The 25,280-nt window shown below is 72.7% G+C and carries 20 protein-coding genes and 1 pseudogene; 6 read left to right on the top strand and 15 right to left on the bottom strand.

The window, feature by feature from the left end:
* The first annotated feature begins 239 nt into the window (after window positions 1-239).
* Entirely contained in the window at window positions 240-1,448 is a 1,209-nt protein-coding gene (locus CHR28_RS17145; RefSeq protein WP_094054498.1) for a nucleotide sugar dehydrogenase, read from the top strand.
* A gap of 643 nt (window positions 1,449-2,091) precedes the next feature.
* On the opposite strand, the gene CHR28_RS17140 is transcribed toward CHR28_RS17145, so the two are convergent.
* The 4 genes from CHR28_RS17140 to CHR28_RS17125 form a co-directional block, all read right to left on the bottom strand.
* Window positions 2,092-3,216 (bottom strand): GuaB3 family IMP dehydrogenase-related protein, encoded by a 1,125-nt coding sequence (locus CHR28_RS17140; protein ID WP_094054497.1) that lies wholly within the window; start codon window positions 3,214-3,216, stop codon window positions 2,092-2,094.
* Window positions 3,217-3,321: 105 nt separating this feature from the next.
* Window positions 3,322-4,824 (bottom strand): IMP dehydrogenase, encoded by a 1,503-nt coding sequence (guaB, locus tag CHR28_RS17135; RefSeq protein ID WP_094054496.1) that lies wholly within the window; start codon window positions 4,822-4,824, stop codon window positions 3,322-3,324.
* Window positions 4,825-4,973: 149 nt separating this feature from the next.
* Window positions 4,974-5,561: a sigma-70 family RNA polymerase sigma factor gene (locus tag CHR28_RS17130; protein WP_030233658.1), complete on the bottom strand. Its 588-nt coding sequence runs from the start codon at window positions 5,559-5,561 to the stop codon at window positions 4,974-4,976.
* 538 nt (window positions 5,562-6,099) lie between these two features.
* Window positions 6,100-6,711, bottom strand: coding sequence for a response regulator transcription factor (locus tag CHR28_RS17125; protein ID WP_003948568.1), 612 nt, complete (start codon window positions 6,709-6,711; stop codon window positions 6,100-6,102).
* 380 nt (window positions 6,712-7,091) lie between these two features.
* On the opposite strand from CHR28_RS17125, the gene CHR28_RS17120 reads away from it, so the two are divergent.
* Entirely contained in the window at window positions 7,092-7,421 is a 330-nt protein-coding gene (locus tag CHR28_RS17120) for a WhiB family transcriptional regulator (RefSeq protein WP_031119978.1), read from the top strand.
* Window positions 7,422-7,490: 69 nt separating this feature from the next.
* Here the strand turns inward: CHR28_RS17120 and CHR28_RS17115 are convergent, their stop codons facing one another.
* On the bottom strand, window positions 7,491-8,387 hold the full coding sequence (locus CHR28_RS17115; RefSeq protein WP_094054495.1) for a LysR family transcriptional regulator: 897 nt from the start codon (window positions 8,385-8,387) through the stop codon (window positions 7,491-7,493).
* A 90-nt stretch (window positions 8,388-8,477) separates the two neighbouring features.
* Between CHR28_RS17115 and CHR28_RS17110 the strand changes: the two genes are divergently transcribed.
* Both CHR28_RS17110 and CHR28_RS17105 read left to right on the top strand, forming a co-directional pair.
* Window positions 8,478-9,146 carry an MOSC domain-containing protein gene (locus CHR28_RS17110; RefSeq protein ID WP_094054494.1) on the top strand — a complete coding sequence of 223 codons (669 nt, stop codon included), beginning with the start codon at window positions 8,478-8,480 and terminating at the stop codon, window positions 9,144-9,146.
* Window positions 9,147-9,240: 94 nt separating this feature from the next.
* The gene (locus tag CHR28_RS17105) at window positions 9,241-10,014 is read left to right on the top strand and encodes an SDR family NAD(P)-dependent oxidoreductase (RefSeq protein WP_094054493.1); all 774 of its coding nucleotides are present in this window, start codon (window positions 9,241-9,243) and stop codon (window positions 10,012-10,014) included.
* Here CHR28_RS17105 and CHR28_RS17100 read toward each other — a convergent pair.
* Window positions 9,983-13,507, bottom strand: coding sequence for a hypothetical protein (locus tag CHR28_RS17100; protein WP_094054492.1), 3,525 nt, complete (start codon window positions 13,505-13,507; stop codon window positions 9,983-9,985). The two genes, CHR28_RS17105 and CHR28_RS17100, sit on opposite strands and share 32 nt — an antisense overlap.
* Before the next feature lie 131 nt (window positions 13,508-13,638).
* On the opposite strand from CHR28_RS17100, the gene CHR28_RS17095 reads away from it, so the two are divergent.
* Window positions 13,639-14,346, top strand: a complete 708-nt coding sequence (locus CHR28_RS17095; RefSeq protein WP_094054491.1) for an ester cyclase — start codon at window positions 13,639-13,641, stop codon at window positions 14,344-14,346.
* A 106-nt stretch (window positions 14,347-14,452) separates the two neighbouring features.
* Here CHR28_RS17095 and CHR28_RS37805 read toward each other — a convergent pair whose 3' ends face one another.
* From CHR28_RS37805 to CHR28_RS17070, 5 genes are all read right to left on the bottom strand, one after another.
* Window positions 14,453-15,508, bottom strand: coding sequence for a hypothetical protein (locus CHR28_RS37805; protein WP_094054490.1), 1,056 nt, complete (start codon window positions 15,506-15,508; stop codon window positions 14,453-14,455).
* 231 nt (window positions 15,509-15,739) lie between these two features.
* Entirely contained in the window at window positions 15,740-17,365 is a 1,626-nt protein-coding gene (gene groL / locus CHR28_RS17085) for a chaperonin GroEL (protein ID WP_094054489.1), read from the bottom strand.
* A gap of 116 nt (window positions 17,366-17,481) precedes the next feature.
* Window positions 17,482-17,790 (bottom strand): co-chaperone GroES, encoded by a 309-nt coding sequence (groES, locus tag CHR28_RS17080; RefSeq protein WP_053135717.1) that lies wholly within the window; start codon window positions 17,788-17,790, stop codon window positions 17,482-17,484.
* A 225-nt stretch (window positions 17,791-18,015) separates the two neighbouring features.
* Entirely contained in the window at window positions 18,016-18,726 is a 711-nt protein-coding gene (locus CHR28_RS17075; RefSeq protein ID WP_094054488.1) for a polysaccharide deacetylase family protein, read from the bottom strand.
* Window positions 18,723-19,649 carry a polysaccharide deacetylase family protein gene (locus tag CHR28_RS17070; protein ID WP_094054487.1) on the bottom strand — a complete coding sequence of 309 codons (927 nt, stop codon included), beginning with the start codon at window positions 19,647-19,649 and terminating at the stop codon, window positions 18,723-18,725. The genes CHR28_RS17075 and CHR28_RS17070 overlap by 4 nt, the downstream gene beginning before the upstream one ends.
* A gap of 119 nt (window positions 19,650-19,768) precedes the next feature.
* Between CHR28_RS17070 and CHR28_RS17065 the strand changes: the two genes are divergently transcribed.
* Window positions 19,769-20,929 carry a THUMP-like domain-containing protein gene (locus tag CHR28_RS17065; protein WP_094054564.1) on the top strand — a complete coding sequence of 387 codons (1,161 nt, stop codon included), beginning with the start codon at window positions 19,769-19,771 and terminating at the stop codon, window positions 20,927-20,929.
* Between the two features lie 177 nt (window positions 20,930-21,106).
* Here the strand turns inward: CHR28_RS17065 and CHR28_RS17060 are convergent.
* From CHR28_RS17060 to CHR28_RS17045, 4 genes and pseudogenes are all read right to left on the bottom strand, one after another.
* A pseudogene (locus tag CHR28_RS17060) lies at window positions 21,107-22,410 on the bottom strand (RNA polymerase sigma factor).
* Window positions 22,411-22,457: 47 nt separating this feature from the next.
* The gene (locus CHR28_RS17055; protein ID WP_094054486.1) at window positions 22,458-22,814 is read right to left on the bottom strand and encodes a YciI family protein; all 357 of its coding nucleotides are present in this window, start codon (window positions 22,812-22,814) and stop codon (window positions 22,458-22,460) included.
* Window positions 22,815-22,961: 147 nt separating this feature from the next.
* The gene (locus CHR28_RS17050) at window positions 22,962-24,017 is read right to left on the bottom strand and encodes an LCP family protein (RefSeq protein WP_094054485.1); all 1,056 of its coding nucleotides are present in this window, start codon (window positions 24,015-24,017) and stop codon (window positions 22,962-22,964) included.
* Between the two features lie 171 nt (window positions 24,018-24,188).
* Entirely contained in the window at window positions 24,189-25,247 is a 1,059-nt protein-coding gene (locus CHR28_RS17045; RefSeq protein ID WP_094054484.1) for a LacI family DNA-binding transcriptional regulator, read from the bottom strand.
* Between the last annotated feature and the right edge of the window lie 33 nt (window positions 25,248-25,280).

The raw sequence follows: 25,280 nt of genomic DNA, 5'->3' as shown, positions 1-25,280 counted from the left end.
GCACCCGTCGGGCGCAGCCCCGTCCGTATCCCCTGCCCAAATTCTGACCGTGTTGCCCCACTTCAGCCACCACGGACCCCCAGCCTGTGGACAACGGTCACGGAACACTCACCGAAACTCGGCCAGCCAATGCCGCATATCGGTCATATTTACTCCTAGTCTGACATTGCGCTCGCCCGTCCTGTCCACAGGGCTTGCGCACCTGTCCCACTTCGGTTATCGGGAAGGACGGCCACGCCATGCCCGCAGATCTCGCCGTCATCGGACTCGGCCCGTACGGCCTGCCCCTGGCCCAGGCCGCCGTCGCCGCCGGCATCCCCACCCTGGGCTACCGGACCGGCCCCGAAGCCGGCTCGCTCAGCCCCGCCGAGCTGCGCCGGATGCTCTCGGGGGGCTTCCGGCCGGCCACCGACCCGGCCGAGCTGGGCCGGGTCCGCACGGCGGTGCTCTGCGCGCCGACACCGCCGGGCGCGGACGGCACGCCCGACCTCGGCCCGCTGGAGAGCGCCGCCCGCACCCTGGCCGCGCACCTGCGCCCGCACACCACGGTGATCCTGGAGTCGGCGGTGCACCCGGGGACCACGGAGGACTTCCTGCGCCCGCTGCTGGAAGAGGGCTCCGGCCTGCGCGCGGGCCGCGACTTCCACCTGGCGTACTCCCCCAGCCGCGTCGACCCCGGCAACCGCGAGGTCACGCCCGCCACCACCCCGAAGGTCATCGGCGGCCTCACCCCGGCCTGCACCGAGTCGGCCGCCGCGTTCTACGGCAGGCTGACGGACAAGGTGGTACGCGCGCGTGGACCCCGCGAAGCGGAGACCGTGCAGCTGCTGGAGACGAACTACCGGCATGTGAACATCGCCCTCGTCAACGAGATGGCGGTCCTCTGCCACGACCTCGGCGTCGACCTGTGGGACGTCATCCGCTGCGCGGAGACCAAGCCGTTCGGCTTCCAGGCCTTCCGCCCGGGCCCGGGCGTCGGCGGCCACTCGGTCCCCCAGGACCTGACCGGCCGGGCGGGCCGCGGCCTGCGCATGGTGGAGCTGGCCCAGCAGGTCAACAGCCGCATGCCCGGCTACGTCGTCCAGCGCGCCGCCACGCTCCTCAACGAGCACGGCAAGTCGGCCCGGGGCGCGCGCGTGCTCCTCCTCGGCGTCACCTACAAGCCGGACCTCGCCGACCTCCAGGCCACCCCGGCCCAGGAGATCGCCCAGCGTCTGATGGAACTGGGCGCCTCGGTCAGCTACCACGACCCTCACGTCCCCGCCTGGAGCGTCCTGGACCGCCCCGTCCCCCGCGCGGACTCCCTCTACGAGGCAGCGGCCGACGCGGACCTGACGATCCTGCTCCAGCAGCACCGCACGTACGACCTCCAGGGCCTGTCGGTGAAGGCACAGCTCCTGCTGGACACCCGGGGGGCGACCCCTACGGGGGCGGCGCACCGGTTGTGAAGGGGGGCGCGCGAGGTGCGGGAGCCCGGCGACTGCTGGCACCCGGCACCCGGCCCGGGTACCTTACGAAAACAGACGGAGCCCACCGCAGAGGCCACTGCGGCAGGCTCCTGGATGGATCACGGAGTGTCCGCCCCTAGTTCTCGTGGGGGTGGCCGCTCACCATCCGAAAAGGGTGGAGCCCACCGCAGGGGGCACTGCGGCAGGCTCCTGGATGGATCACGGAGTGTCCGCCCCTAGTCCTTTTGGGGGCGGCCGCTCACCATCCGAAAATCCGCAAGATCCACCTCCTCCGGCACTGCACCATCCGAAGACGGAGTCGGTCCCAGCGGGTGGGCTTGCGGTGGCGACCCATGGGCGCCCCCTTCCACGACGCCGCCCAGTGGCCCGGTGAACGGCTCGTCGGTGTCGGGCCGGGCCCCGAGGGCGGGGTCCGGACCGTGTCCTTGGAAGGGGGCACCCAGAGGAACCGGGGCGCCGATCACGGACATTAGCGGCTCACCACCGCCCCTCACCGACCCGAACGGCCCGAAGGCAACCGTGCGCCCCTCTGCGCCAACAAGCGCCCCGGCAAAGCCACTTGGGCATGCGAAAGGGCCCGGTCACTCCTCTGAGTGGCCGGGCCCCTTTGCGTGCGAGCGGGTTACCGCCGGTGCTGCGAGTCCGCCACCGTGACCTCGACCCGCTGGAACTCCTTGAGCTCGCTGTAGCCGGTCGTGGACATGGCGCGGCGCAGGGCGCCGAAGAGGTTCATCGAACCGTCGGGCGTGTGGGACGGACCGGTGAGGATCTCCTCCAGCGTGCCGACCGTGCCGAGGGCGACCTTCTTGCCGCGCGGCAGCTCCTCGTTCACCGCCTCCATGCCCCAGTGGTGGCCCTTGCCCGGACCGTCGGTCGCGCGGGCCAGCGGGGAGCCCATCATCACCGCGTCCGCGCCGCAGGCGATCGCCTTGGGCAGGTCGCCGGACCAGCCGACACCGCCGTCCGCGATCACGTGCACGTACCGGCCGCCCGACTCGTCCATGTAGTCGCGGCGGGCCGCGGCGACGTCGGCGACGGCCGTGGCCATCGGGACCTGGATGCCGAGCACGTTGCGCGTGGTGTGCGCGGCGCCGCCGCCGAAGCCGACCAGCACACCGGCCGCGCCGGTGCGCATCAGGTGCAGGGCGGCCGTGTACGTGGCGCAGCCGCCGACGATCACCGGGACGTCGAGCTCGTAGATGAACTGCTTCAGGTTCAGCGGCTCGTGCGAGCCGGAGACGTGCTCCGCCGAGACCGTCGTACCGCGGATGACGAAGATGTCCACACCCGCGTCCACGACCGCCTTGGAGAACTGGGCGGTGCGCTGCGGGGAGAGCGCGGCGGCGGTGACGACGCCGGAGTCGCGGACCTCCTTGATGCGCTGCCCGATCAGCTCCTCCTTGATCGGGGCCGCGTAGATCTCCTGGAGGCGCCGGGTCGCGGTCTCCGCGTCCAGACCGGTGATCTCGTCCAGCAGCGGCTGCGGGTCCTCGTAGCGCGTCCACAGGCCTTCGAGGTTGAGGACGCCGAGGCCGCCGAGCTCGCCGATGCGGATGGCGGTGGCCGGGGAGACGACCGAGTCCATGGGAGCGGCCAGGAAGGGCAGCTCGAAGCGGTAGGCGTCGATCTGCCAGGCGATCGAGACCTCCTTCGGGTCCCGCGTACGGCGGCTGGGGACGACGGCGATGTCGTCGAAGGCGTACGCCCGGCGGCCGCGCTTGCCGCGCCCGATCTCGATCTCAGTCACGTTGGTGGCCTTTCCCTGATGCGTTTCAGCGTCTTCCAGTATCGCCGACGGGCACGCCGAGGGCGGCCCCGGATGCTCCGGAGCCGCCCTCGGGAGGCCTGGCCGCTACTTGCGGCTGTAGTTCGGCGCCTCGACCGTCATCTGGATGTCGTGCGGGTGGCTCTCCTTCAGGCCCGCCGAGGTGATGCGGACGAAGCGGCCCTTGGACTCCATCTCCTCGATGGTGGCCGCGCCCACGTAGCCCATGGTCTGGCGCAGACCGCCGACGAGCTGGTGCAGCACGTTGGCCAGCGGGCCGCGGTAGGGCACCTGGCCCTCGATGCCCTCGGGCACGAGCTTGTCGTCGGAGGCGACCTCGGCCTGGAAGTAGCGGTCCTTGGAGTACGACCTGCCCTGGCCGCGGGACTGCATCGCGCCGAGCGAGCCCATGCCGCGGTACGACTTGAACTGCTTGCCGTTGATGAACTGCAGCTCGCCCGGCGACTCCTCACAGCCCGCGAGGAGGCTGCCCAGCATCACCGTGTCGGCACCGGCGGCCAGGGCCTTGCCGATGTCGCCGGAGTACTGCAGGCCGCCGTCGCCGATCAGCGGGATACCGGCCGGGCGGGCCGCCAGGGAGGCCTCGTAGATGGCGGTGACCTGCGGGACGCCGATGCCGGCGACCACACGCGTGGTGCAGATGGAGCCGGGGCCGACGCCGACCTTGATGCCGTCGACACCGGCGTCGATCAGCGCCTGGGCGCCGTCGCGCGTGGCGACGTTGCCGCCGATCACGTCGACGTTCACGCTCGACTTGATCTTCGACATCCAGCTGAGGGCGTTGCTGTTGTGGCCGTGCGAGGTGTCGACGACCAGGAAGTCCACACCGGCGGCGGCCAGCGCCTGGGCGCGCTCCAGCGCCTCGGGGCTGGCGCCCACGGCGGCGCCGACGATCAGCCGGCCCTCCGCGTCCTTGGCCGCGTTGGGGTACTGCTCGGCCTTGACGAAGTCCTTGACCGTGATCAGGCCCTTGAGGATGCCCGCCTCGTCGACCAGCGGCAGCTTCTCGATCTTGTGGCGGCGCAGCAGCTCCATGGCGTCGGGGCCGGAGATGCCGACCTTGCCGGTCACCAGGGGCATGGGGGTCATGACCTCGCGCACCTGACGGGTGCGGTCGCTCTCGAAGGCCATGTCGCGGTTGGTGACGATGCCGAGCAGCTTGCCGTTGCCGTCGGTGACGGGGACGCCGCTGATGCGGAACTTGGCGCACAGCGCGTCGGCCTCGCCGAGCGTGGCGTCCGGGTGCACCGTGATCGGGTCGGTGACCATGCCCGACTCGGACCGCTTCACCAGGTCGACCTGGTTGACCTGGTCCTCGATGGACAGGTTGCGGTGCAGGACGCCGACGCCGCCCTGGCGGGCCATCGCGATCGCCATGCGCGACTCGGTGACCTTGTCCATGGCGGCGGACAGCAGCGGGATGTTCACCCGGACGTTGCGGGAGATGCGGGACGAGGTGTCGACCGCGTTGGGGAGCACTTCCGATGCACCCGGCAGCAGCAGCACGTCGTCGTAGGTCAGCCCGAGTGTCGCGAATTTACCGGGCACTCCGTCGACGTTGGCAGTCATGACACCTTCCCCAAATGGCCTTGATCGGTGCGGATGTCCATGCTAACGGGAAGCAGGGCTGTCTCATTCCACGGTTCCGGACCGCACCGGGCTTCGTATGTTCGTACGGAAGCGGCGCACCGCCTGTTCAACGAAGGGCCGCCGCAGGCCTACTGCTCGGCCAGTGCCCGCAGCCGGCTCAGCGCCCTGTGTTGTGCAACCCGGACGGCGCCGGGTGACATTCCCAACATCTGGCCGGTCTCCTCGGCCGTCAGCCCCACCGCGATCCGCAGCAGCAACAGCTCCCGCTGGTTCTCCGGCAGGTTGGCCAGCAGCTTCTTGGCCCATTCCGCGTCGCTGCTGAGCAGGGCGCGCTCCTCCGGCCCCAGGGAGTCGTCGGGCCGCTCGGGCATCTCGTCGGACGGGACCGCGGTCGAGCCGGGGTGGCGCATCGCCGCGCGCTGCAGGTCGGCGACCTTGTGGGCGGCGATGGCGAAGACGAACGCCTCGAAGGGGCGCCCTGTGTCCCGGTAGCGGGGCAGCGCGAGGAGCACGGCCACGCAGACCTCCTGGGCGAGGTCCTCCACGAAGTGCCGGGCGTCGCCCGGGAGGCGGGACAGCCGGGTGCGGCAGTAGCGCAGCGCCAGGGGGTGGACGTGGGCGAGCAGGTCGTGCGTGGCCTGCTCGTCTCCGTCGACGGCGCGGTGGACGAGCGCGCCGATCGCCCCTTGGGCATGGACCGCCTCGTCGTCACGCATCGGTCCATGGTGCCCTGCGGCCGCCGGGTCCGCGGCACCGCGCCCGTTGTTGTGCACCGAAGCGTTATGAGCAGGTGCGCCGGAACTCATCCCCTGCGCCCTCCCCTTCCGCTCGACCGACTCGTCCCCGAGGAACTCCACACCCTCAAGGATGCGGCATCCGCGGCGAAACCAGCAGCGGGCCTCGGGCGGACCCCCGGTCCACCCCCGTCCACCTGGCGTTCCGCGTCCTCACCGCCACCGCTGCGGCCCGCGGAGCCACCGCCACCGCCGCGGCCCGCGGAGCCACCGCCACCGCTGCGGCCCGCGGGGCCACTGCCGGGACCTGCCGTTCGGATCATCCCGGGGACGCGGGTCCTCGCCCGCCCGGGCTCTCGGCGTCGCCCGGGCCGGGGGAAGAGGCCCCCGCCGGCGCTGCCGTCGGCCACCGGCTCCCGCTCGCGCGGGTGCGGCTCGCGCGGGGGCATCCGTGTGCCCCCGCTCTCCGGCCCGCGCCGGAGGCCGCGTGTCGCAGCCGGCCCGATCCAAACGACAGGCCCTAGCGCACCAGACCCCACCGGAAGCCGAGCGCCACGGCGTGGGCCCGGTCCGAGGCGCCCAGCTTCTTGAACAGGCGCCGGGCGTGCGTCTTGACCGTGTCCTCGGAGAGGAAGAGCTCCCGGCCGATCTCCGCGTTCGAACGGCCGTGGCTCATGCCTTCGAGCACCTGGATCTCACGCGCCGTGAGCGTGGGCGCCGCGCCCATCTCGGCCGAGCGCAGCCGGCGCGGGGCGAGCCGCCAGGTCGGGTCGGCCAGGGCCTGCGTCACCGTCGCGCGGAGCTCCGCGCGGGAGGCGTCCTTGTGCAGATAGCCGCGGGCCCCGGCCGCGACCGCGAGGGCCACGCCGTCCAGGTCCTCGGCGACGGTGAGCATGATGATGCGCGCACCGGGGTCGGCGGACAGCAGCCGCCGGACCGTCTCGACGCCGCCCAGTCCGGGCATGCGTACGTCCATCAGAATCAGGTCCGAGCGGTCGGCCCCCCAGCGGCGGAGGACTTCCTCGCCGTTGGCCGCCGTCGTCACGCGCTCGACGCCGGGCACGGTCGCGACCGCGCGGCGGAGCGCCTCTCGGGCAAGCGGGGAGTCGTCGCAGACGAGGACGGAAGTCATGGCCGCCCTCCGCAGCTGATGCGCGTCACCTTGAGCCTCCAGGCTGGTACGAAATCGTCACCTGTGCGGTCGACCGTCTCGGACGCCTGCCCGAGCGCTTGTTCCTTCAACCGCCTCGCACTCTCAACGACGGTCACTCGAAAGAGTTACGGGGCCGGCTGCCATCTTCGGCACTCTACGTGAGGGCACGGACACGGTGCAGATATGCGCTCCAGACCCCCGAACTTTCATCACAACCTATGCCCCATTCAGACCCATTTCTTCCGCTTTGGCGGTGTCTGGAGCTAGATTCGCAATGAGTCATATTTTCATCTCCTTAGATCGTAGTTATACGGTCGTGGACACCGGATCCGCCAAGAACGGCTACAAGGGGTCACGTAATGGCAGATTTCTCCCGCCTTCCCGGACCGAACGCGGACCTGTGGGACTGGCAACTGCTGGCTGCCTGTCGCGGAGTGGACAGCTCGCTCTTCTTCCATCCGGAGGGCGAACGCGGTGCGGCTCGGAGTGCTCGTGAGAACTCGGCCAAAGAGGTCTGCATGAGGTGCCCGGTGCGGGCCGAGTGCGCCGCACACGCACTGGCGGTGCGTGAGCCGTACGGCGTGTGGGGCGGGCTGACCGAGGACGAGCGTGAAGAGCTGATGGGGCGGGCGCGCAACCGGCTGGTGTCGGCGTCGACATCCGGCGGGCACGCCGCCTCGAACAACTGAAGGAACGTTTCTGCTCAGAGGCACGCGCATGCGTGCCGTTGGTTTTTGGCGCGCGTGCGCGTGGCCGGGCTAGCGGCGGGCGGCCCGGGCCAGCTGGTCGAGCGTGGCCGCCACCGCGGGGACCTGCGCGAGGTCGGGCAGCGTCAGCGCGACGATCTCCCGCCGCACCGCCGGCTCCAGCGTCACGGTGCGCACGCCCCGGGGCCGGACGGACTCGACGGCCAGCTGGGGCAGCACGGCCACGCCGAGGCCGGCGCCGACCAGGCCGACCACGGCCGGGTAGTCGTCGGTGGCAAAGTCGATGCGCGGGGTGAAGCCGGCCGTCGCGCACACCTCGACCAGTTGGCCACGGCAGCGCGGGCAGCCCGCGATCCACGGTTCCTCGGCGAGTTCCCCGATGGCGACGGACTCCGCGTCCGCGAGCCGGTGGCGTTCCGGCACGAGCGCGACGAGCCGGTCCGACAGCAGCGGCCGTACGACGAGGTCGTCCCACTCCTCGGCGCCCGCCGCGCCCTCGTAGCGGAAGGCGAGGGCCACGTCGCAGTCGCCCTCGCGCAGCAGGCCGACGGAGGCGGGGGGCTCGGCCTCCTCCAGGGAGACGCGTGTGCCGGGGTGGGCCTCGCGCAGGGCGGCGAGGGCGGTGGGGACGAGCGTGGAGCTGCCGCTGGGGAAGGAGACGAGCCGGACGCGGCCCGCGCGCAGCCCCGCGATGGCGGCGACCTCCTCCTCCGCGGCGGTGAGCCCGGCGAGGATCCCGGCGGCGTGCCGCACCAGGGCCTCACCGGCCTGGGTCAGGCGCATCTCCCGTCCGGTGCGGATCAGCAGCGGGGTGCCGACGGACGTCTCCAGGGCCTTCATCTGCTGGCTGACGGCCGGCTGGGTGCAGCCCAGTTCCCGCCCGGCGGCGGAGAAGGAGCCGGTGGCCGCGACGGCGCGCAGGACGCGGAGATGACGAGCTTCGATCACTCTTCGAGGATAAGCGACGATAAGCCAGGCTTTGGATCTCCTCCGAATAATGCGTCGACGCTTTGGGGGCGGGTCCCCTAGCGTGCGGGCATGAAGCTTCTGTCTGTGAATCTGGGCCGCGCGAAGGCTGTGCCGTACACGGACAACCCGGAGGGGGTCACGGGGATCGACAAGCGGCCGGTGACGGGGCCGGTGCGGGTGGCCGCGCCGGGGCCCAAGGGCATCGGCGGGAGCGGGCTCGCCGGGGACGCGGTGTGCAAGCTGCAGCACCACGGCGGCGACGACCAGGCCGTGTACGCGATGGCGCGCGAGGACCTGGACGCGTGGGAGCGCGAGCTGGGCCGGACGCTGGCCGACGGCGCGTTCGGCGAGAACCTCACGACGGCGGGCCTCGACGTCTCCGGCGCGCGGATCGGCGAGCGCTGGCGCATCGGGCCCGAGGTGGTGCTGGAGGTCACCTGCGGGCGCATCCCGTGCCGCACGTTCCAGGGCCATCTGGGTGAGAAGGGCTGGGTGAAGCGGTTCACGCAGCGGGGCGCGCCCGGGGCGTATCTGCGGGTGGTCGAGCCGGGCGAGATCCGGGCGGGCGACGCGATCGAGGTCGTGCACCGGCCCGGCCACGATGTGACGGTGGCCCTGCAGTTCCGCGCGGTGACGACCGAGCGGACGCTGCTGCCGCGGCTGCTGGCGGCGGGCGAGGCACTGCACCCGGAGTCGCTGCGGGCGGCGCGGGAGTACGCCGACAAGCACGGCGGCTGACAGCCGCTCACCGGGCCCTTCTCCACCGACCCTTCACCGGCGAAGGGCCCGCGGGCAAGCGGATGCAGGTAGTCCAGGTCACTACCCTTCTGCCATGACAACGGCTCTGATTACGGGATCGACGGCAGGCATCGGGGCCGCGTTCGCGCGGCGACTGGCGGCCGACGGGCACAACCTGGTGCTGGTCGCACGCGACACCAAGCGGCTGCGGGAACAGGCGACCGAGCTGCACGACCGGCACGGCATCGAGGCGGAGGTGCTGACGGCCGACCTCGCCGGGGACAAGGGCATCGAGGCGGTGGCCGAGCGCCTGGGCGACCGCAGGAACCCCGTCGACCTGCTGATCAACAACGCCGGTTTCGGCAACAAGGGACGCTTTCTCGACGTCCCCATGGCCGACGAGCTGCGGATGCTGAAGGTGCACTGCGAGGCGGTGCTGCGGCTGACGTCGGCGGCGACGGAGGCGATGCGGGACCGGGGCCGCGGCGGCGTCGTGAACGTCGCGTCGGTGGCCGCCTTCGTGCCGCGCGGCACGTACGGCGCGTCCAAGGCGTGGGTCGTGCAGTTCACCCAGGGCGCGGCCCGCGACCTGGCCGGCAGCGGCGTGCGCCTGATGGCGCTGTGCCCCGGCTTCGTCCGCACCGAGTTCCACGAGCGGGCCGGCATGGGCACGGACAACATCCCCGGCTGGATGTGGCTCGACGCGGACAAGCTGGTGGCGGCGGCCCTGCACGACCTGGCCCGCGGCAAGACCCTGTCCATCCCGGACCCGCGCTACAAGGCCCTGATGGGTGCGGCGAAGCTGGTGCCGCGGGGGGTGCTGGGGGCGGTGTCGTCTAGGACGGGACGGAAGTACGGGCCGCAGTAGGCCGGTCCTGGAGCGTCTGCTGCCCCAGCGCGTCGACGATCAGCGGCACCGCGTCGGGCTCCACGCGGACGATGGCCGGGAGTACTTCCTGGAGGGTCTCGTGCCTCAGCGCCTGGGCGACCAGCGCCCGGCCGCGGGCGGGCTCGACGACGGGGGCGAGGGCCACCCAGGCGCGGACGACGGCGAAGGGCGGTCGGTCCGCGGGCCGGACGCCGGTCAGCCCGAGAGCGCGAGCCAGTTCGTCGGCACGGGCGTGTTCGCCGGCCTCCACCAGGTAGGTCACCAGAACCGCCTGGTTGCTCTCCCAGCCCGGGCGCAGGGTCAGCTCACGGGCGCGCTCGTACTCCCCGGCCTCCACCAGCGCATGGACGACCGCCCCGCCGAAGCCGGGCGGGCCGTCGTCGTCGAGCCGGGCCAGCAGGTGGTCACCCGCCTCGCTCCTGCCGAGGGTGAACCAGGCGCGCAGGAGGTCGGGGATCGCCCAGAGCTCCAGCAGTTTCCGCTCGTCACGGGACTCGGCCTGCGCCAGAGCGTCCTCGGCCGCCCGCCGGTCGCCCGCGGCGGCGAGAGCCACCGCGATCCTGGCCCAGCAGCGCACGCGGGAACCGGGGTCCGTGACCTCGCGGGTGAGTGAGACGGCCCGTTCCACCGCCCCGGCGTCGGCCAGTGCCACGACGATCTCGGCGCGCGACGGATCGCGCAGGCGTTCGTCCAGACCCGCCACGAAGGCGATGGCCCGGTCGAACTCCTCCGCCGCGCACAGCCGCTCGATCAGCGGCGTGAGCGCGAAGACACCGCCTGGGCGGTGGCCCAGTCCACGGACCAGTTCCTCGGCGGCGTCGAAGCGACCGGCGTACGCCAGCGCCTGGGCCATCTGTCCCGCATGGACCTGCTCGCCGGGGCCGACCGCGTCGGGGTCCTCCACCGTGGGCACGCCCACCTGGTCCAGCACCGCCCGTGCGGCATCGCCGAACCCAGCCTCGGCCAGGATGATCGCGGTGTGTGCCGGGTGGAGGCTCCCGCCCCTCATGGAACGCCTGATCCCGGCCTCCGTTCGCGCGACCAGCTCGGCCAGCCGGCCGGAGTCGCGACCGGATCTCACGGCACCGCGTACGAGCGCTTCGTGGCCCTCGGTCGAGCCGAGCGATGTCGCCATCTCAGTCGCCCGGTCCAGCTCACCTGCTCGGGCCCGTTCCTCGATCACCGCGCAGAGCGCCGGATCGCCGGGCTCCGTTTCCGTGTCCTTGCCCGCCAGCCGCTCCGCCCGATCGGTCTCACCCGCCTTGATGAGCGCGTTGACGACCAAGCGCACGGCCGTGTCACGGGCCTCCTCGTCGACGAGACCGCGGGCCAGGGTCTCCGCCTTCACCAGGTCGCCCGCTTGTGCCAGCCCCTCCACGACCGCCACTCTCGCGCCCGAGCGCACAGCCGGGTGCTCGATGCGCGCGACCAGTGCTCCGGCGCGAGCCCGGTCCCCGGTCGCTGCCAAGGCCCGTACCACCCGTCGCAGTGCCCATCCGCGCTCGTCGGCGCCGCCGGACAACAGGGCGGCACGCTCGGCCCGGTCGAACGCGCCGGCCTCGGCGAGCGCCTCGACGACCTCGGCGAGCAGAGGTGACGGCGCCGCCTCGGCGTCCACCGCCGCCAGGAGCGTCTCGGCCTCGCCGTCCCGTCCGGCCCGTCGCAGGGGTCCGGCGATCCGCGCCCTCACCAGGGGCCGTGCCGCGGGGTCGGCGGACCGGGCCAGCCCCTGCGCCCGGTCGAGGTGGCCCGCCTCCGTCAGAGCCGCTGCCGCCGTCGCGAGACCGAGACTCCGTACATGGTCGTGTTCCTGCCGGAGGCACAGCTCCCCGGCCCGGTCGGCGGCCCCCGCGGCCACCAGGGCCCGGACGAGATCGGCCAGCAGGTCCACCCGGAGGTCGACATCGGCGACAGCCGTGACCAGGCGCTCGGCTCGGTCGAACAGTCCGGCGTCCGCCCAGCCGCGGCTCACCTCGGCGAGGGCGTGATCCCGCTCGTCGTCGAAGTCGAAGGGGTAGCGCTCGGCGGCCTGCTCCGCCTCCTCCAGCAGCCGTACGGCCTCCGCGCGTTCACCGGCGGCGAGCCGCACGGCCGCGATGTCCGCCAGCGCCAGGGCCCTCCAGTCGAGGCTCGGGATGCTGCGGGCGAGCGCCTCCGCCCGGCGCACCCGGCCGAGCATGGCCCAGGCCCAGGGGAAGGTGCGGGTGACGGTGTCGTTGCGGTGCTCCAGTTCCTCACGCCTCAGCGAGAGCCGGACCAGGTCCCTCAGGTCGGGTACGCCCGCCTCGGTCACCATCTCCTCGGCGTTGCGTATCTCGGCGAGGGCCGCCGCGTCGCCGCCGGTGACATCGAGCATCCGGTCGTGGCGTACCGCGTCCACGGCCCAGCCGACCGCGCGCCGCAGGTCCCTTGTCTCGCGCAGGAGCGCGAAGTAGCCCGACAGCAGGTAGTCCGGCGTCCCGTCCGGCCAGCCACGGTCCCGCCAGGTGTCCGCCCAGGCGTGCAACCGCTCCCGGTGGCGGTCGAGTTCGGCGGTGCCGAGCATGTCCAGCGCCCGCTGGTGCAGCTCCTCGTGCCCGAGGAGGTAGACGTTCGACCTGACCTCGAACGTCCGCCCCGCCCGGGTGCGCAACACGTCGCGTACGCGGTACGTGACCGCGCCGGTCAGGGTGGACAGGTCGTCGGCCGTCAGGCCGCCGTTCGCCGTTGTCACCAGGGCCAGCAGGTCGTACTCCAGGCCGCCGGCCTCGATCAGGCGTTTCAGCTCGCGTTCGGCCTCGGCGCGGATCGTCTGGGCGTGCGGGGAGGGGGCGAGCGTGCGGAGGACCGCGGGGTCGCGCAGGGGGTGGCGGTCCGGTACGTCGCCCGGCAGCGGCGGGTTCAGCCGGCCCGCCACCAGGACGCGCAGGCCGGACTCCGGTGAGGCGGGCAGCAGGCCGGCGATGCTGTGGGCCTCGGCGCCGGTGGTGACGCCGCGGTCCTCGTCCAGGCCGTCGAGCAGCAGCACCAGGCGCTCGCCGCGTCCGGCGCAGGCACGGGCGGCCGCGCCGTACAGGTGCAGGAGATGGGCTTCGCGGGTCGCCTCGGTCAGATGCGCGGGCAGGTCCTCACCGGCCAGTTCGGCGAGCTGTTCCAGTACGACGTCGACGTAGGCCCCGACGTCGTTCTGGGCGCCGAGGCGGGCCGTGACGAAGAAGGGCACGATCCGCACGCCCCGGGGCGGGTGCAGCGCGAACCAGGACAGCAGCGCCGTCTTGCCCGCCCACGCCTCCGCGCGCCACCAGGCGTACGACGGGCCGGAGTCGGCCGTGCAGAAGGAGGTCAGCTCGGCGAGTTCCCGCTCGCGGCCGACGAGTTCGGCGGGGGCGATCCTGCGGACCTGCTCCCAGTACGCCGAGCGCACCTGCCGGGTGAGGACGAGGTGGTTGTGGTCGCCGGTGACGGCCACGCCGATGTCCCGCCCCGCGGCCACCGACCGCGCCCCCCGTCTCCCCCACCACCCCATCCCCTCATGATGCCAAAGCGCCGGGAGGCGACACCCGGCCCGCATGGGGACAATGGTGCTGTTCAGCCGGACCCAGGGGGGCCGGAGGTGGGGCGAGTATGACCTTCGTACAGCTCATCGAATGCAGGACCAGCCGGCTCGACGAGATGAACCGGCTGATGGACCGGTGGGTCGAGCAGACCCGTGGGAAACGGACCGCGACGCACAGTGTGGTGGCGAAGGACCGGTCCGACGCCTCGCACATCGTGGAGATCGTGGAGTTCCCGTCGTACGAGGACGCGATGCGGAACTCGGGGCTCCCGGAGACCGACCGGATCTTCCAGGAGATGGTGGCGCTCTGTGACGAGGAGCCGACCTTCACGGACCTGGACGTGGTGCGGGACGAACAGCTGTACGCGGCCACCGCACGCAGGTTCTTCGAGCTCGCGCCCGGGCAGGGTGACGCGCCGGCGTTCAACGACGTGTTCGTCGAGGACTACCACGACCACGACCCCGGCAATGTGCAGGACGTCATCGGACTGGACGCGGTGCGCCGCGAGGTGGAGGTGTGGCGCGGCGGGTTCGACTTCTCGTTCACGATCGAGGACCAGATGGCGCAGGGCGACCGGGTGTGCACCCGGTGGACCTTCCACGGGCGGCACACGGGCGAGTTCCTCGGGATCCCGCCGACCGGCCAGGACGTCACCATGACCGGCACGACCGTCCACCGGTGCACGCCGGACGGCAAGATCGCCGAGGGGTGGTGGCAGTACGACCGGCTGGGGCTGATGCAGCAGCTGGGAGCACTGGAGCCGACGGAGCTCTGACCTGCACGGGGTGCCGACTCCGGCGGGCCGGCCGAGTGCGGCGGACCAGCCCCCGCGCAGGGGGCGGGGGCCTTCGGCGGGGCGAGGGCCTTCGGCGGGGCGGGGGCTAGTCGCCTCCGCCTCCTCCGCCGCCGTCCCCGCCACCACCACCGTCACCGCCGCCTCCCCCGCCGTCGCCCCCGTCACCGCCGTCGCTGCCCCAGCCGTCGCCGCCGCCGGGTTCGTTGTCGTCGCGGTCGCGGCCCAGGTTGCTGAACCAGGGGCGGTCCCAGAGCTCCTCGTCCGTCTCCCGGCGGCGCCTGACCGCGCGGAACCTGGCCAGGCCCGTGGTGTCGCCGAGACCGAAGGACACGGCGACCGCGTGGGCCATGACGGCGTCCAGGGGGTCGGGGCTCTCGTGGTGCACCTCGGCCAGCGGCAGCAGCACCGAGCCGGGCGGCGGTCCGGGCCACCGCGAGGGGCGGGTCAGCAGGGCGACCGGCCGGTCGTCCCGCAGGAGCCGTGAGCTCTCCGCGTTCTCGCGGCGCAGGGTCCAGACCCGGTCGGGCAGGCTGATCTCGACCTTGCTCTTGGACTTGCGCGCCCTCTTGCGCAGTTCGAGCCGTGCGGAGACGTCGCCGACGTACAGGACCAGGGCGCCCGACCGGTCGGCACTGTCGGGGCGGTAACCGTACGGGGCACGCAGCCGCACGGCCGGGGCGTGCGGGCCCCAGACGTCCACGCGTACCGAGCGCCGGTCCACGGCGACGGTCACCGGTCCGGCGGGCCCGGGTGCGTGACGGCGCGCGATCCAGAGCGGTACGCCCTCCGACTGCGCCCGCGCGGCGAGAGCGGCCACGTGGTCAGGTCCCCCGCACCTGCGTACCGCCAGTTCGCCCAGGGCCCGGGCGAAGTCGGCGGTGTGACGGGTCCTCAGGGGGGTGATGGTGCCGGTCACGCGGGTGACCGGGACGAGGCCGGGGCCCTGCGGCAGCGCCCCGAGGGGGCGTTCGGTGCCACCGCCGCCGAGCCAGCGGCCCCGCAGGAACGCTTCCGCCATGGCGGCCAGGTTCAGTTCGTCCAGCGGGGTCATGCGGCCGCCCCTGCGGAGTCCGTCCTCGGTGAGCCGCACGGTCCGCGCGAACGGGTTGCGGGACTGTTCCCCGTACAGCGCCTGGTCCATTCCTGCCCCCTGATGATCCGGCTGCTGTGCTGGTAGACCGTTTCCGGCCCCGGCTCGGTTCCCGGTCCGGGAGGGGCGGCACGGCGAAGGCCCGGCACCCCTGTTCCGGGGTGCCGGGCCTTCGCTCGGCTCGGGCTCGGGCGGATCGACGCCGTCAGCCCTCGGACATCAGTCCTCAGGCATCAGCCATCGGCATGCAGCCCTCAGCCGTCATGCCTCAGCCGTTCCGCCTCAGTGGGCGTGGCCGTGGCCGTGGCCCGCGGCGGCCGGCTCCTCCTCTTCCTTCTTCTCGACGACCAGGGTCTCGGTCGTGAGCAGGAGGGAGGCGATGGAGGCGGCGTTCTCCAGGGCGGAGCGGGTGACCTTGACCGGGTCGATGACGCCGGCCTTGATCAGGTCGCCGTACTCGCCGGTGGCGGCGTTGTAGCCGCTGCCCTTGTCGAGCTCGGCCACCTTGGAGACGATGACGTAGCCCTCCAGGCCGGCGTTCTCGGCGATCCAGCGCAGCGGCTCGACGGCGGCCTTGCGGACCACGGAGACACCGGTGGCCTCGTCGCCGGTCTTGTCGAGGTTGCCCTCGAGGACCTTGACGGCGTGGACCAGGGCGGAGCCACCACCGGAGACGATGCCCTCCTCGACCGCGGCGCGGGTCGCGGAGATGGCGTCCTCCAGACGGTGCTTGCGCTCCTTCAGCTCGACCTCGGTGGCGGCACCCACGCGGATGACGCACACGCCGCCGGCCAGCTTCGCGAGGCGCTCCTGGAGCTTCTCGCGGTCCCAGTCGGAGTCCGTGGTCTCGATCTCGGCCTTGATCTGGGCGACGCGGCCCTGCACGTCGTCCTTGCTGCCGGCGCCGTCGACGATGGTGGTGTCGTCCTTGGTGACGGTGACGCGGCGGGCGGAGCCGAGGACGTCCAGGCCGACCTGGTCGAGCTTGAGGCCGACCTCCTCGGAGACGACCGTGGCGCCGGTGAGGACGGCCATGTCCTGCAGCATCGCCTTGCGGCGGTCGCCGAAGCCGGGGGCCTTCACGGCGACGGCGTTGAAGGTGCCGCGGATCTTGTTCACGACCAGGGTCGACAGGGCCTCGCCCTCGACGTCCTCGGCGATGATCAGCAGCGGCTTGGAGGCGTTGGCCTGGATGACCTTCTCCAGCAGCGGCAGGAGGTCCGCGATGGCGGAGATCTTGCCCTGCGTGATGAGGATGTAGGGGTCGTCCAGGACGGCTTCCATGCGCTCCTGGTCCGTCACGAAGTACGGCGACAGGTAGCCCTTGTCGAAGGCCATGCCCTCGGTGAAGTCCAGCTCCAGACCGAAGGTGTTGGACTCCTCGACGGTGATGACACCGTCCTTGCCGACCTTGTCCATCGCCTCGGCGATGAGCTCGCCGACCTGCTGGTCCTGGGCGGACAGCGCGGCGACGGCGGCGATGTCGGACTTCTCGTCGATCGGGCGGGCCGAGGCGAGCAGGTCGTCCGAGACGGCCTTGACGGCGGCGTCGATGCCCTTCTTCAGGGCGGCCGGGGAGGCACCCGCGGCGACGTTCTTCAGGCCCTCGCGCACGAGCGCCTGGGCGAGCACGGTCGCGGTGGTCGTACCGTCACCCGCGATGTCGTTGGTCTTGGTCGCCACCTCCTTGACCAGCTGGGCACCGAGGTTCTCGTACGGGTCCTCGATCTCGACCTCGCGGGCGATCGTGACACCGTCGTTGGTGATGGTGGGGGCGCCGAACTTCTTGTCGATGACGACGTTGCGGCCCTTGGGGCCGATCGTCACCTTGACCGTGTCGGCAAGCTTGTTGACGCCGCGCTCGAGGGCGCGACGGGCGTCCTCGTCGAACTTCAGGATCTTCGCCATGGGAGCGTGAGCCCTCTTCCGGAATCTGGGATAACGGCAACTGCGCCCCGGGCGCCCGGCTTATTGGCGATCGCGGGGGCCAGGGGCGCAGTTCAAAGCAAGGTGCTTCGGGTGAACTACTTCTCGATGATCGCGAGCACGTCGCGGGCCGAGAGGACGAGGTACTCCTCGCCGTTGTACTTCACCTCGGTGCCGCCGTACTTGCTGTAGAGCACGACGTCGCCGACGGAGACGTCGAGCGGAAGACGGTTGCCGTCCTCGAAGCGGCCCGGGCCCACGGCCAGGACGACGCCCTCCTGGGGCTTCTCCTTGGCGGTGTCCGGGATGACCAGGCCAGAGGCGGTGGTCTGCTCGGCGTCGAGCGGCTGGACCACGATGCGGTCCTCGAGCGGCTTGATGGCAACCTTGGAGCTGGTGGTCGTCACGATCCGACCTCCCCCTTCGGAGATCTCACGGGGTTAACTGTCTGAGGTGGCGACCAGGTGGATCCGTCGTCGCGGGTGCCGGACCTGCCCGTCGCTGTGTTGGCACTCTCCTGTGTCGAGTGCCAGAGCCGAGACTATGACCGTGATTAGCACTCGGTCAAGCGGACTGCTAATTGCCGACGGCGCGTCGGCCAGGCGACTTCTCCCGGCGGGGCCCGCGCAGACCTACAGGTGGTCCTCCAGCCGCCCCACCCGCAGGCCCTTCCCCTCGATCTCGCGCAGCAATCGCACCGTCCGCTCCGTCAGGGTCGCGGACGCGTCCCCCGACGGCACCGAGACGATGTCGCCGGCGCGCAGCCCGGGCGCGCCCCGGGTGTAGGTCAGCTCGCCTTCGGCGCCCAGGGACGCCCGCCACAGCACGACCGCCGCGATGCCGCAGTCGGCGGCGGCGCGCAGGGTCGTGGTGTCGTAGGTGCCGTAGGGCGGGCGGAAGAGGCGGGGGCGGATGCCGAAGCGGGCGTGGAGCTTGTGCTGCTGCCCGCAGATCTCGGCGCGCTGGCCCGCGTAGGGCAGGCCGCGCAGGGCCGGGTGGTCGAGGGTGTGGTTCTGCAGGGAGGCGCCGACCGCGCGCAGCCGCGCGAAGTGGCCGTAGCCGGGCCCCACGACGCTGTCGGTGAGGAACATGCTGACCGGCAGCCGCCGTTCGCGGACGAGGGCGACGAAGCGGGGGTCGCGTTCGGCGCCGTCGTCGTAGGTGAGGAAGACGACCGGGTCGCGGGTGGGGACGTGGTCGACGACGGGCGGCAGGCGGCGGGCCGTGGGGGCCTGGTCCCGGGCGCGTCCGTCGGAGGTGCCCGGCCGCTCCCCGGCCGGCTGCGCGCAGCCGGCCAGCAGGGCCAGCAGCGCGCAGAGCGCGGCGGCGGCCGGCCGCCTCACAGGTAGTCCTCCAGCCGCCCCACCGCGTATCCCTCGGCCGTGACCTTGTTCAGGAAGCGGCGGATCATGTCCGGCATCGTGCCCTTCCACTGCTCGGGGCCCCGGAAGTGGGTCAGGACGATGTCGCCCGGGCGCAGCGCGCGGTCCGCCTCGCGGTACTCCCAGCGGTCGACGAAGACCTCCTCGTTCCACAGCGGCACGTGGGTGATGCCGCAGGCCTTGGCGGCGCGCAGGGTCGCCCGGTCGTAGCTGCCGTAGGGCGGGCGGAAGAGGGTGGGGCGCTTGCCGAAGCGCTTCTGCATGTATCGCTGCATGCCGCAGATCTCGCGCTTCTGCGCGCGGTAGGACAGGCCCGGCATGTACCGGTGGTACAGGGTGTGGTTGTTCAGGACCACGCCCCTGGCCTGCATCTTCTTGAAGTAGCGGGGGTCGTCCTTGACCAGATAGCCGCTGAGGAACGCGGTGTAGGGGACGTCCAGGTCACTCATCATCCGCAGGAATGTGCGGTCCTTCTCGGCGCCGTCGTCGATGGTGAGGAAGACGACCTTGTCGCGGGTGGGGATCCGGGTGAAGACGGGCGGCAGGTCCGACGCCCGGTGTCCGGCCACCTGGAAGCCCTTGCGGGTCTTGATCCTGGGCTTGCGCTCGGGGGGCGGCGGCGCGGGCAGCGGGACCCGCTTCAGCTCCCAGCGGTGGGCGGCGGCGACCCGGGCGGCGTGCGCGGCGCGCAGTTTGGAGGCGTAGGAGTCGAGCGCGCGGGCCGGCGGCGCGTCGAGGGGCTGCTGTCCGCCGGCCGGGGTGACCTGGTCGCTGCCGCCGCCCTGCGCACAGCCCGAGGCGATGGCGGCGAGGGCGAGCACGGCCAGGCCGATCCGTGCACCGCCCGAGGCCCGGCTTTTGTCATTTTGTACGACTGCTCGCATGGTGCCGGATCCTCGCAGCCCGCCCCGGCGAACCCGCCCCGACACAGCGGCCCGCCGGCCCGCGTCCACCGACTGGCCCACACGACTCCCCCCGGACGTCCGTGGCCGACAATGACCGGGTGAACGACCTCGCCCTCCTCCTCAGTCCCGAAGGCCGCGCCCTCCTCGACGAGGTGCGCGACACCGACCCGGCGCGGGAGCTGGCCGTCGCGACCCGGCTGCGCCGCGAGCACCCCGCCGAGCTGGTGTCGGCGGCACTGGGGCAGGCACGGCTGCGGCAGCGGGCGGCGGTGAAGTTCGGCGCCGAGGACGCCGGGCGGATGTTCTTCACGCCGAACGGGGTGGAGCAGTCGACCCGGGCGAGCGTGGCGGCCCACCGGGCCGGGCGCATGGCCGAGTGGGGCGTGACCTCGGTGGCCGACCTGTGCTGCGGCATCGGCGGTGACGCGATCGCGCTGGCCCGGGCCGGGATCCGGGTGCTGGCCGTGGACCGGGACCCGCTGACGGCCGCGGCGGCCCGGGCCAATGCCGAGGCGCTGGGGCTGGCGGACCTGATCGAGCTGCGCGAGGCGGACGTCACGGAGGTGGACACGGGCGGCTTCGACGCCGTCTTCGTGGACCCCGCGCGGCGTGGCGGCCGGGGCCGGATCTTCGACCCCGAGGCGTATTCGCCGCCGCTGTCCTGGGCCGTGTCGGCCGCCCTGCGGGCCCCGCGCGCCGCGCTGAAGATCGCCCCGGGCATCCCGCACGAGGCGGTTCCCGAGCAGGCCGAGGCCGAGTGGATCTCCGACGGCGGCGATGTGAAGGAGGCGGTGCTGTGGTTCGGCACCGAGCCGGGCGCCGTCCGGGCCACCCTGCTGCCGGGCCCGCGCACGCTGCTCTCCCGCGGGCTGCCCGACCCCGGCGTCCGCCCGCCCGGCCGGTACCTCTACGAGCCCGACGGCGCCGTCATCCGCGCGCACCTGGTCGCGGAGGTCGCCGACCAGGTCGGCGGCGGCCTGCTCGACGCGACCATCGCGTACGTCACCGCCGACGCCCTGCGGCCGACTCCGTACGCCACCGCCTACGAGATCACCGACCATCTGCCCTTCAACGTCAAGAAGCTCAAGGCGCTGTTGCGGGAGCGCGGGGTCGGCACACTCACGGTGAAGAAGCGGGGCTCGGCGGTCGAGCCGGAGGAGCTCCGCCGGAAGGTCAAACCGCAGGGACCGCACGCGGCGACGGTGTTCCTGACCCGGGTCGCGGGAGCACCGGCGATGCTGATCGGGCACCCGGCCTGAGCCCAAGCCGCAAAGGCCGACGCCGCGGCGGTGTTCCCCACCCGGGTCGCGGGAGCGCCGGCCATGCTGATCGGGCACCCGGCCTGAGCCCAAGCCGCAAAGGCCGACGCCGCGGCGGTGTTCCCCACCCGGGTCGCGGGAGCGCCGGCGATGCTGATCGGGCGCCCCGCCTGACGTTCAGGGCAGCTCGGCCGCCCGGCCCAGCAGCAGCTCCCGCTCCCGTTCGTTGCGGGTCAGGGACGCCGCCCGCTCGAACTCCGCCCGGGCCTCGGCGGCACGGCCGAGGCGGGCGAGCAGGTCGCCGCGCACGCTGGGCAGCAGGTGGTAGTCGCGCAGGGCGGGATCGCCGGCCAGGGCGTCGACGAGGGGCAGGGCCGCCTCCGGGCCCGCGGCCATCGAGACGGCCACCGCGCGGTTCAGCTCCACGACCGGTGACGGGGAGCGGGCGGCCAGCAGTCCGTAGAGGGTGGCGATCCGGGACCAGTCCGTCTCCGCGTAGGTGTGGGCGAGCGCGTGGCAGGCGGCGATGGCGGCCTGGAGGGTGTACGGCCCCGGGCCGCCGGTGGAGGCCGCCTCGGCCCGGCCCAGCGCGTCGATGCCCCGGGCGATGAGCATGCGGTTCCAGCGGGAGCGGTTCTGGTCCTTGAGGAGGACCGGCTCGCCGGAGGGCCCCGTCCGGGCCGCCGTACGGGACGCCTGGAACTCCAGGAGCGCGGCCAGGCCGTGCACCTCGGGCTCCTTCGGCATGAGCGCGCCGAGCACCCGGGCCAGACGCAGGGCGTCCTCGCACAGGCCCGGGCGGAGCCAGTCGTCGCCGGCCGTGGCCGCGTACCCCTCGTTGAAGATCAGGTAGATGACGTCGAGGACCGAGCCGAGACGGGCCTCGCGGTCGGGGCCGTAGGGCACCTCGAAGGCGATGTTCCGCGTCGCCAGGGTGCGTTTGGCGCGGACGATGCGCTGCGCCACCGTCGCCTCCGGGACGAGGAAGGCGCGGGCGATCTCGGCCGTGGTCAGGCCGCCCAGCAGACGCAGGGTGAGGGCGGTGCGCGCCTCGGTGGACAGCACCGGGTGGCAGGCGGTGAAGACCAGGCGGAGCAGGTCGTCGTCGATGTCGTCGGGGTCGGCGGGCTCCACCGGGGGCGGGGTGGCCGACAGGTCGCGGCCGATCTCCGCGAGCTTGCGCGCGTAGTTCTCCCGGCGGCGGACCAGGTCGACGGCGCGGTGCCGGGCGGTGGCCATGAGCCAGGCGCCGGGGTTGTCGGGCACGCCGTCGCGCGGCCACTGCTCCAGGGCGGCGACAGGGGGCACCCCCACACGTTCGGTAGTGGGGGAGCGTCCTGCGCGAGCTCCTCGGCGATGCCGACGTCCCGGACGACCCGGGTGACGCCGGCGATGACCCGGGGCGACTCCATGCGGAAGACGGTCTCGATCGCCTGGGCGGTCCGGGAGGTGCCGGGCCCGGCGGTGGGCTGCGGTGTCACAACCCACCATCAGACACCCCGGGCACCTCCCCGCCAAGCAGGGCCGGTCAGCCCTCGGCGATCTGCCGGACCTCCGCGGTGATCGTCCAGTACTCCTCGTGCAGCGACAGGAACCGCTTGGTCCACTCGATGGCCTCGGCCTTGTCCTTGCACTGGCTGATCGAGCAGCCCCCGATGACCTCCTTGGTCTCGGTGAACGGCCCGTCGGTGACGGACAGCCGTCCGCCCTCCCAGGTCACCCGGGTGCCGTCGGAGGTCGGGGTGAGCCCGGCGGTGTCGAGCATGACCCCGGCCTTGGTGATCTCCTCCAGGAGTTTGCCCATCCGCTCCTGCAGCTCGGGGCTCGGGCCCTCGGCGGGGGCGTTCTTCTCGTCGATGCGGATCAGGGTGAGAAAGCGCGGCACGGTGACTCCTCGGTGCGTCGGGCGGGGCCTCTCCCCGCTCTCACCCCTGCGTCGAACGGGGGACCGCCGGATCGACACCCTCACCGGATTTCTCCGAGAAATTTCCTCCGGGCCGTGTCCGCGCAGGTCAGCGCAGGTCAGCACAGGTCAGCGCAGCGACTCCCACAGCTCGCGGGCCTCGGGCTCGTCGGCCACCACCCGGTTCGGGTCGGACGGCGCCCGCACCACCGGCATCATCACCGTCCGGACCCGGCTCGACGACAGGTGCTGCAGGCTCTGGCCGAGGCGGGTGAGCTCGCTCAGCGAGTCCAGGCCGGTGTCGGTGGTGAGGCCGGCGGTCACCGCGTCCGCGACCCGGTACAGCTCGGCCGGGTCGGTGAGCAGATCCTGGGCGGCGATGCGGTCCAGCAGGGCCTTGACCAGTTTCTGCTGCAGACCGATGCGGCCGAGGTCGCTGCCGTCGCCGATGCCGTGCCGGGTGCGGGCCAGGCCCAGGGCCTGGGTGCCGTCCAGGTGGTGGGTGCCGGCCTTCAGGTGCAGATGGCTGTCGTCGTCGGCTATGTCCTCGTCCGTGGTGACGGTGACCCCGCCGAGCGCGTCGACGAGCCGCGCGAAGCCGGAGAAGTCGATCTCGATGTAGTGGTCCATGCGGACGCCGGTCATCGACTCGACCGTCTTCACCGCGCAGACCGGGCCGCCGACCGCGTAGGCGCTGTTGAACATCGCGTACCGGGAGACCGCCGTCGCACCGCCGTCGGAGCGCGGGCAGGACGGGCGGGTGACCAGGGTGTCGCGCGGGATGCTCACCACCGTCGCGCTGGTCCGCCCGGCGTCGAGGTGGACGACCATCGCCGTGTCGGAGCGGGCGCCGCCGCTGTCGCCGCCGCCGAGCCTGCGGTTCTCCTCGCCGCTGCGCGAGTCCGAGCCCAGCACCAGGATGTTGAGCGCCTCGCCGGGCGGGGCCGCCGCCTCGGGCGAGGGCGTGGTCACCGGCTTCGGCGGGCGGTTGTCGCCCAGCGCGTTGTCGATGTCGACACTGGTGATGTTGTCGTTGAGGTGCCAGTAGGCCCAGCCCGCGGCACCGGCGGCGAGCACCAGCAGTCCCGCCAGAGTGAGGCCGGCGGTCCGCAGAGCGATCGACCGCCGGCCCGTCCTCGTGCCCTCGTCCCCGTTCGCGTCGTCTCCCGTCACAGACAGGAACATAAGTCCGAATTATTACGGGCAGGGGAATCAGGACGCGTTTTCTTCGGAAATTCTCAGACTTCGGGGCCTGGACTCACCTCGGTGTCCTCAAGGGCACCTGGGGGCACGGGCGTTGGGGCCCGCAGCGAGCGCTCGAAAGTTTCGGCTGTGTAACCGATTGGCTTCGGCGCCTCACGCGGGCGGCGCCGTGCTGCTGCGCACCACCAGGCTGGTGGCCAGTTCCACCCGGGTCGCCGCCGGGGTGTCCCGGTCCCGGCCGAGGTCGAGGACCAGCTTCGCCGCCGCCTCGGCCATCTCCGTCAGCGGCTGCCGCACGGTCGTCAGCGGCGGCCCGACCAGCGGGGCCACCGGCAGATCGTCGAAGCCGACCACGCTCAGGTCCTCGGGGATGCGCAGCCCCAGCTCCCGCGCGGCCTCGTACAGCCCGAGCGCCTGGAGGTCGTTGCCGGCGAAGACGGCGGTGGGCCGGTCCGGGCGGCGCAGCAGTTCCAGGCCCCGCCGGTAGCCGGCCTCGTGGTGGAAGTCGCCGTCCGCGATCAGCGAGGTGTCCACCGGCAGCCCCGCGGTCTCCAGCGCGGCCCGGTACCCGTCCACTCGGGCCCGGCTGCACATCATCTGCGACGGCCCGCTGATCGCGCCGATACGGCGGTGCCCCAGCTCGACCAGGTGCCGGGTGGCCGCGAGCCCGCCCTGCCAGTTGGTCGCGCCGATCGAGGGCACGTCGGCGCCGGGGTCGCCGGCCGGGTCCATCACCACGAACGGGATGGAACGGCTGGTGAGCAGCGCCCGCTGCGACTCGTCGAGCCCGGACAGCACGAGCACCACGCCGTGCGGCCGGCGGGCCGCGACCTGGTCGGCCCAGCTCCGCCCGGGGGTGAGCCGCCCCGCGCTCTCGGAGAGCACCACACTCAGCCCCGCGTCCCGGGCCACGTTCTCCACACCCCGGATGACCTCCATCGCCCAGGCGCTCTCCAGCTCGTGGAAGACCAGGTCGATCAGGGGCGAACGGGTCGCCTCGGCCCGGCGGCGCCGGTAGCCGTGGGCGCGCAGCAGGTCCTCGACGCGGGCCCGGGTGGCGGGGGCGACGTCGGCCCGGCCGTTGAGGACCTTCGAAACAGTCGGGGCCGACACGCCGGCCTCGCGGGCGATCTCGGCGAGCGTGGCGGTCTGCGCGGTGCGCCCCTGCGTCCGGATTTGCGTCCGGCTTTCAACGGGCTCCGGGGTTGTCATGGCGGCGATCGTATCCCTGCGGGCCCCCTTGAC

Source organism: Streptomyces sp. XY006 (assembly GCF_002237655.1).
Taxonomy (GTDB): domain Bacteria; phylum Actinomycetota; class Actinomycetes; order Streptomycetales; family Streptomycetaceae; genus Streptomyces; species Streptomyces levis.
This window is presented reverse-complemented; position numbering and strand designations above follow the sequence as displayed.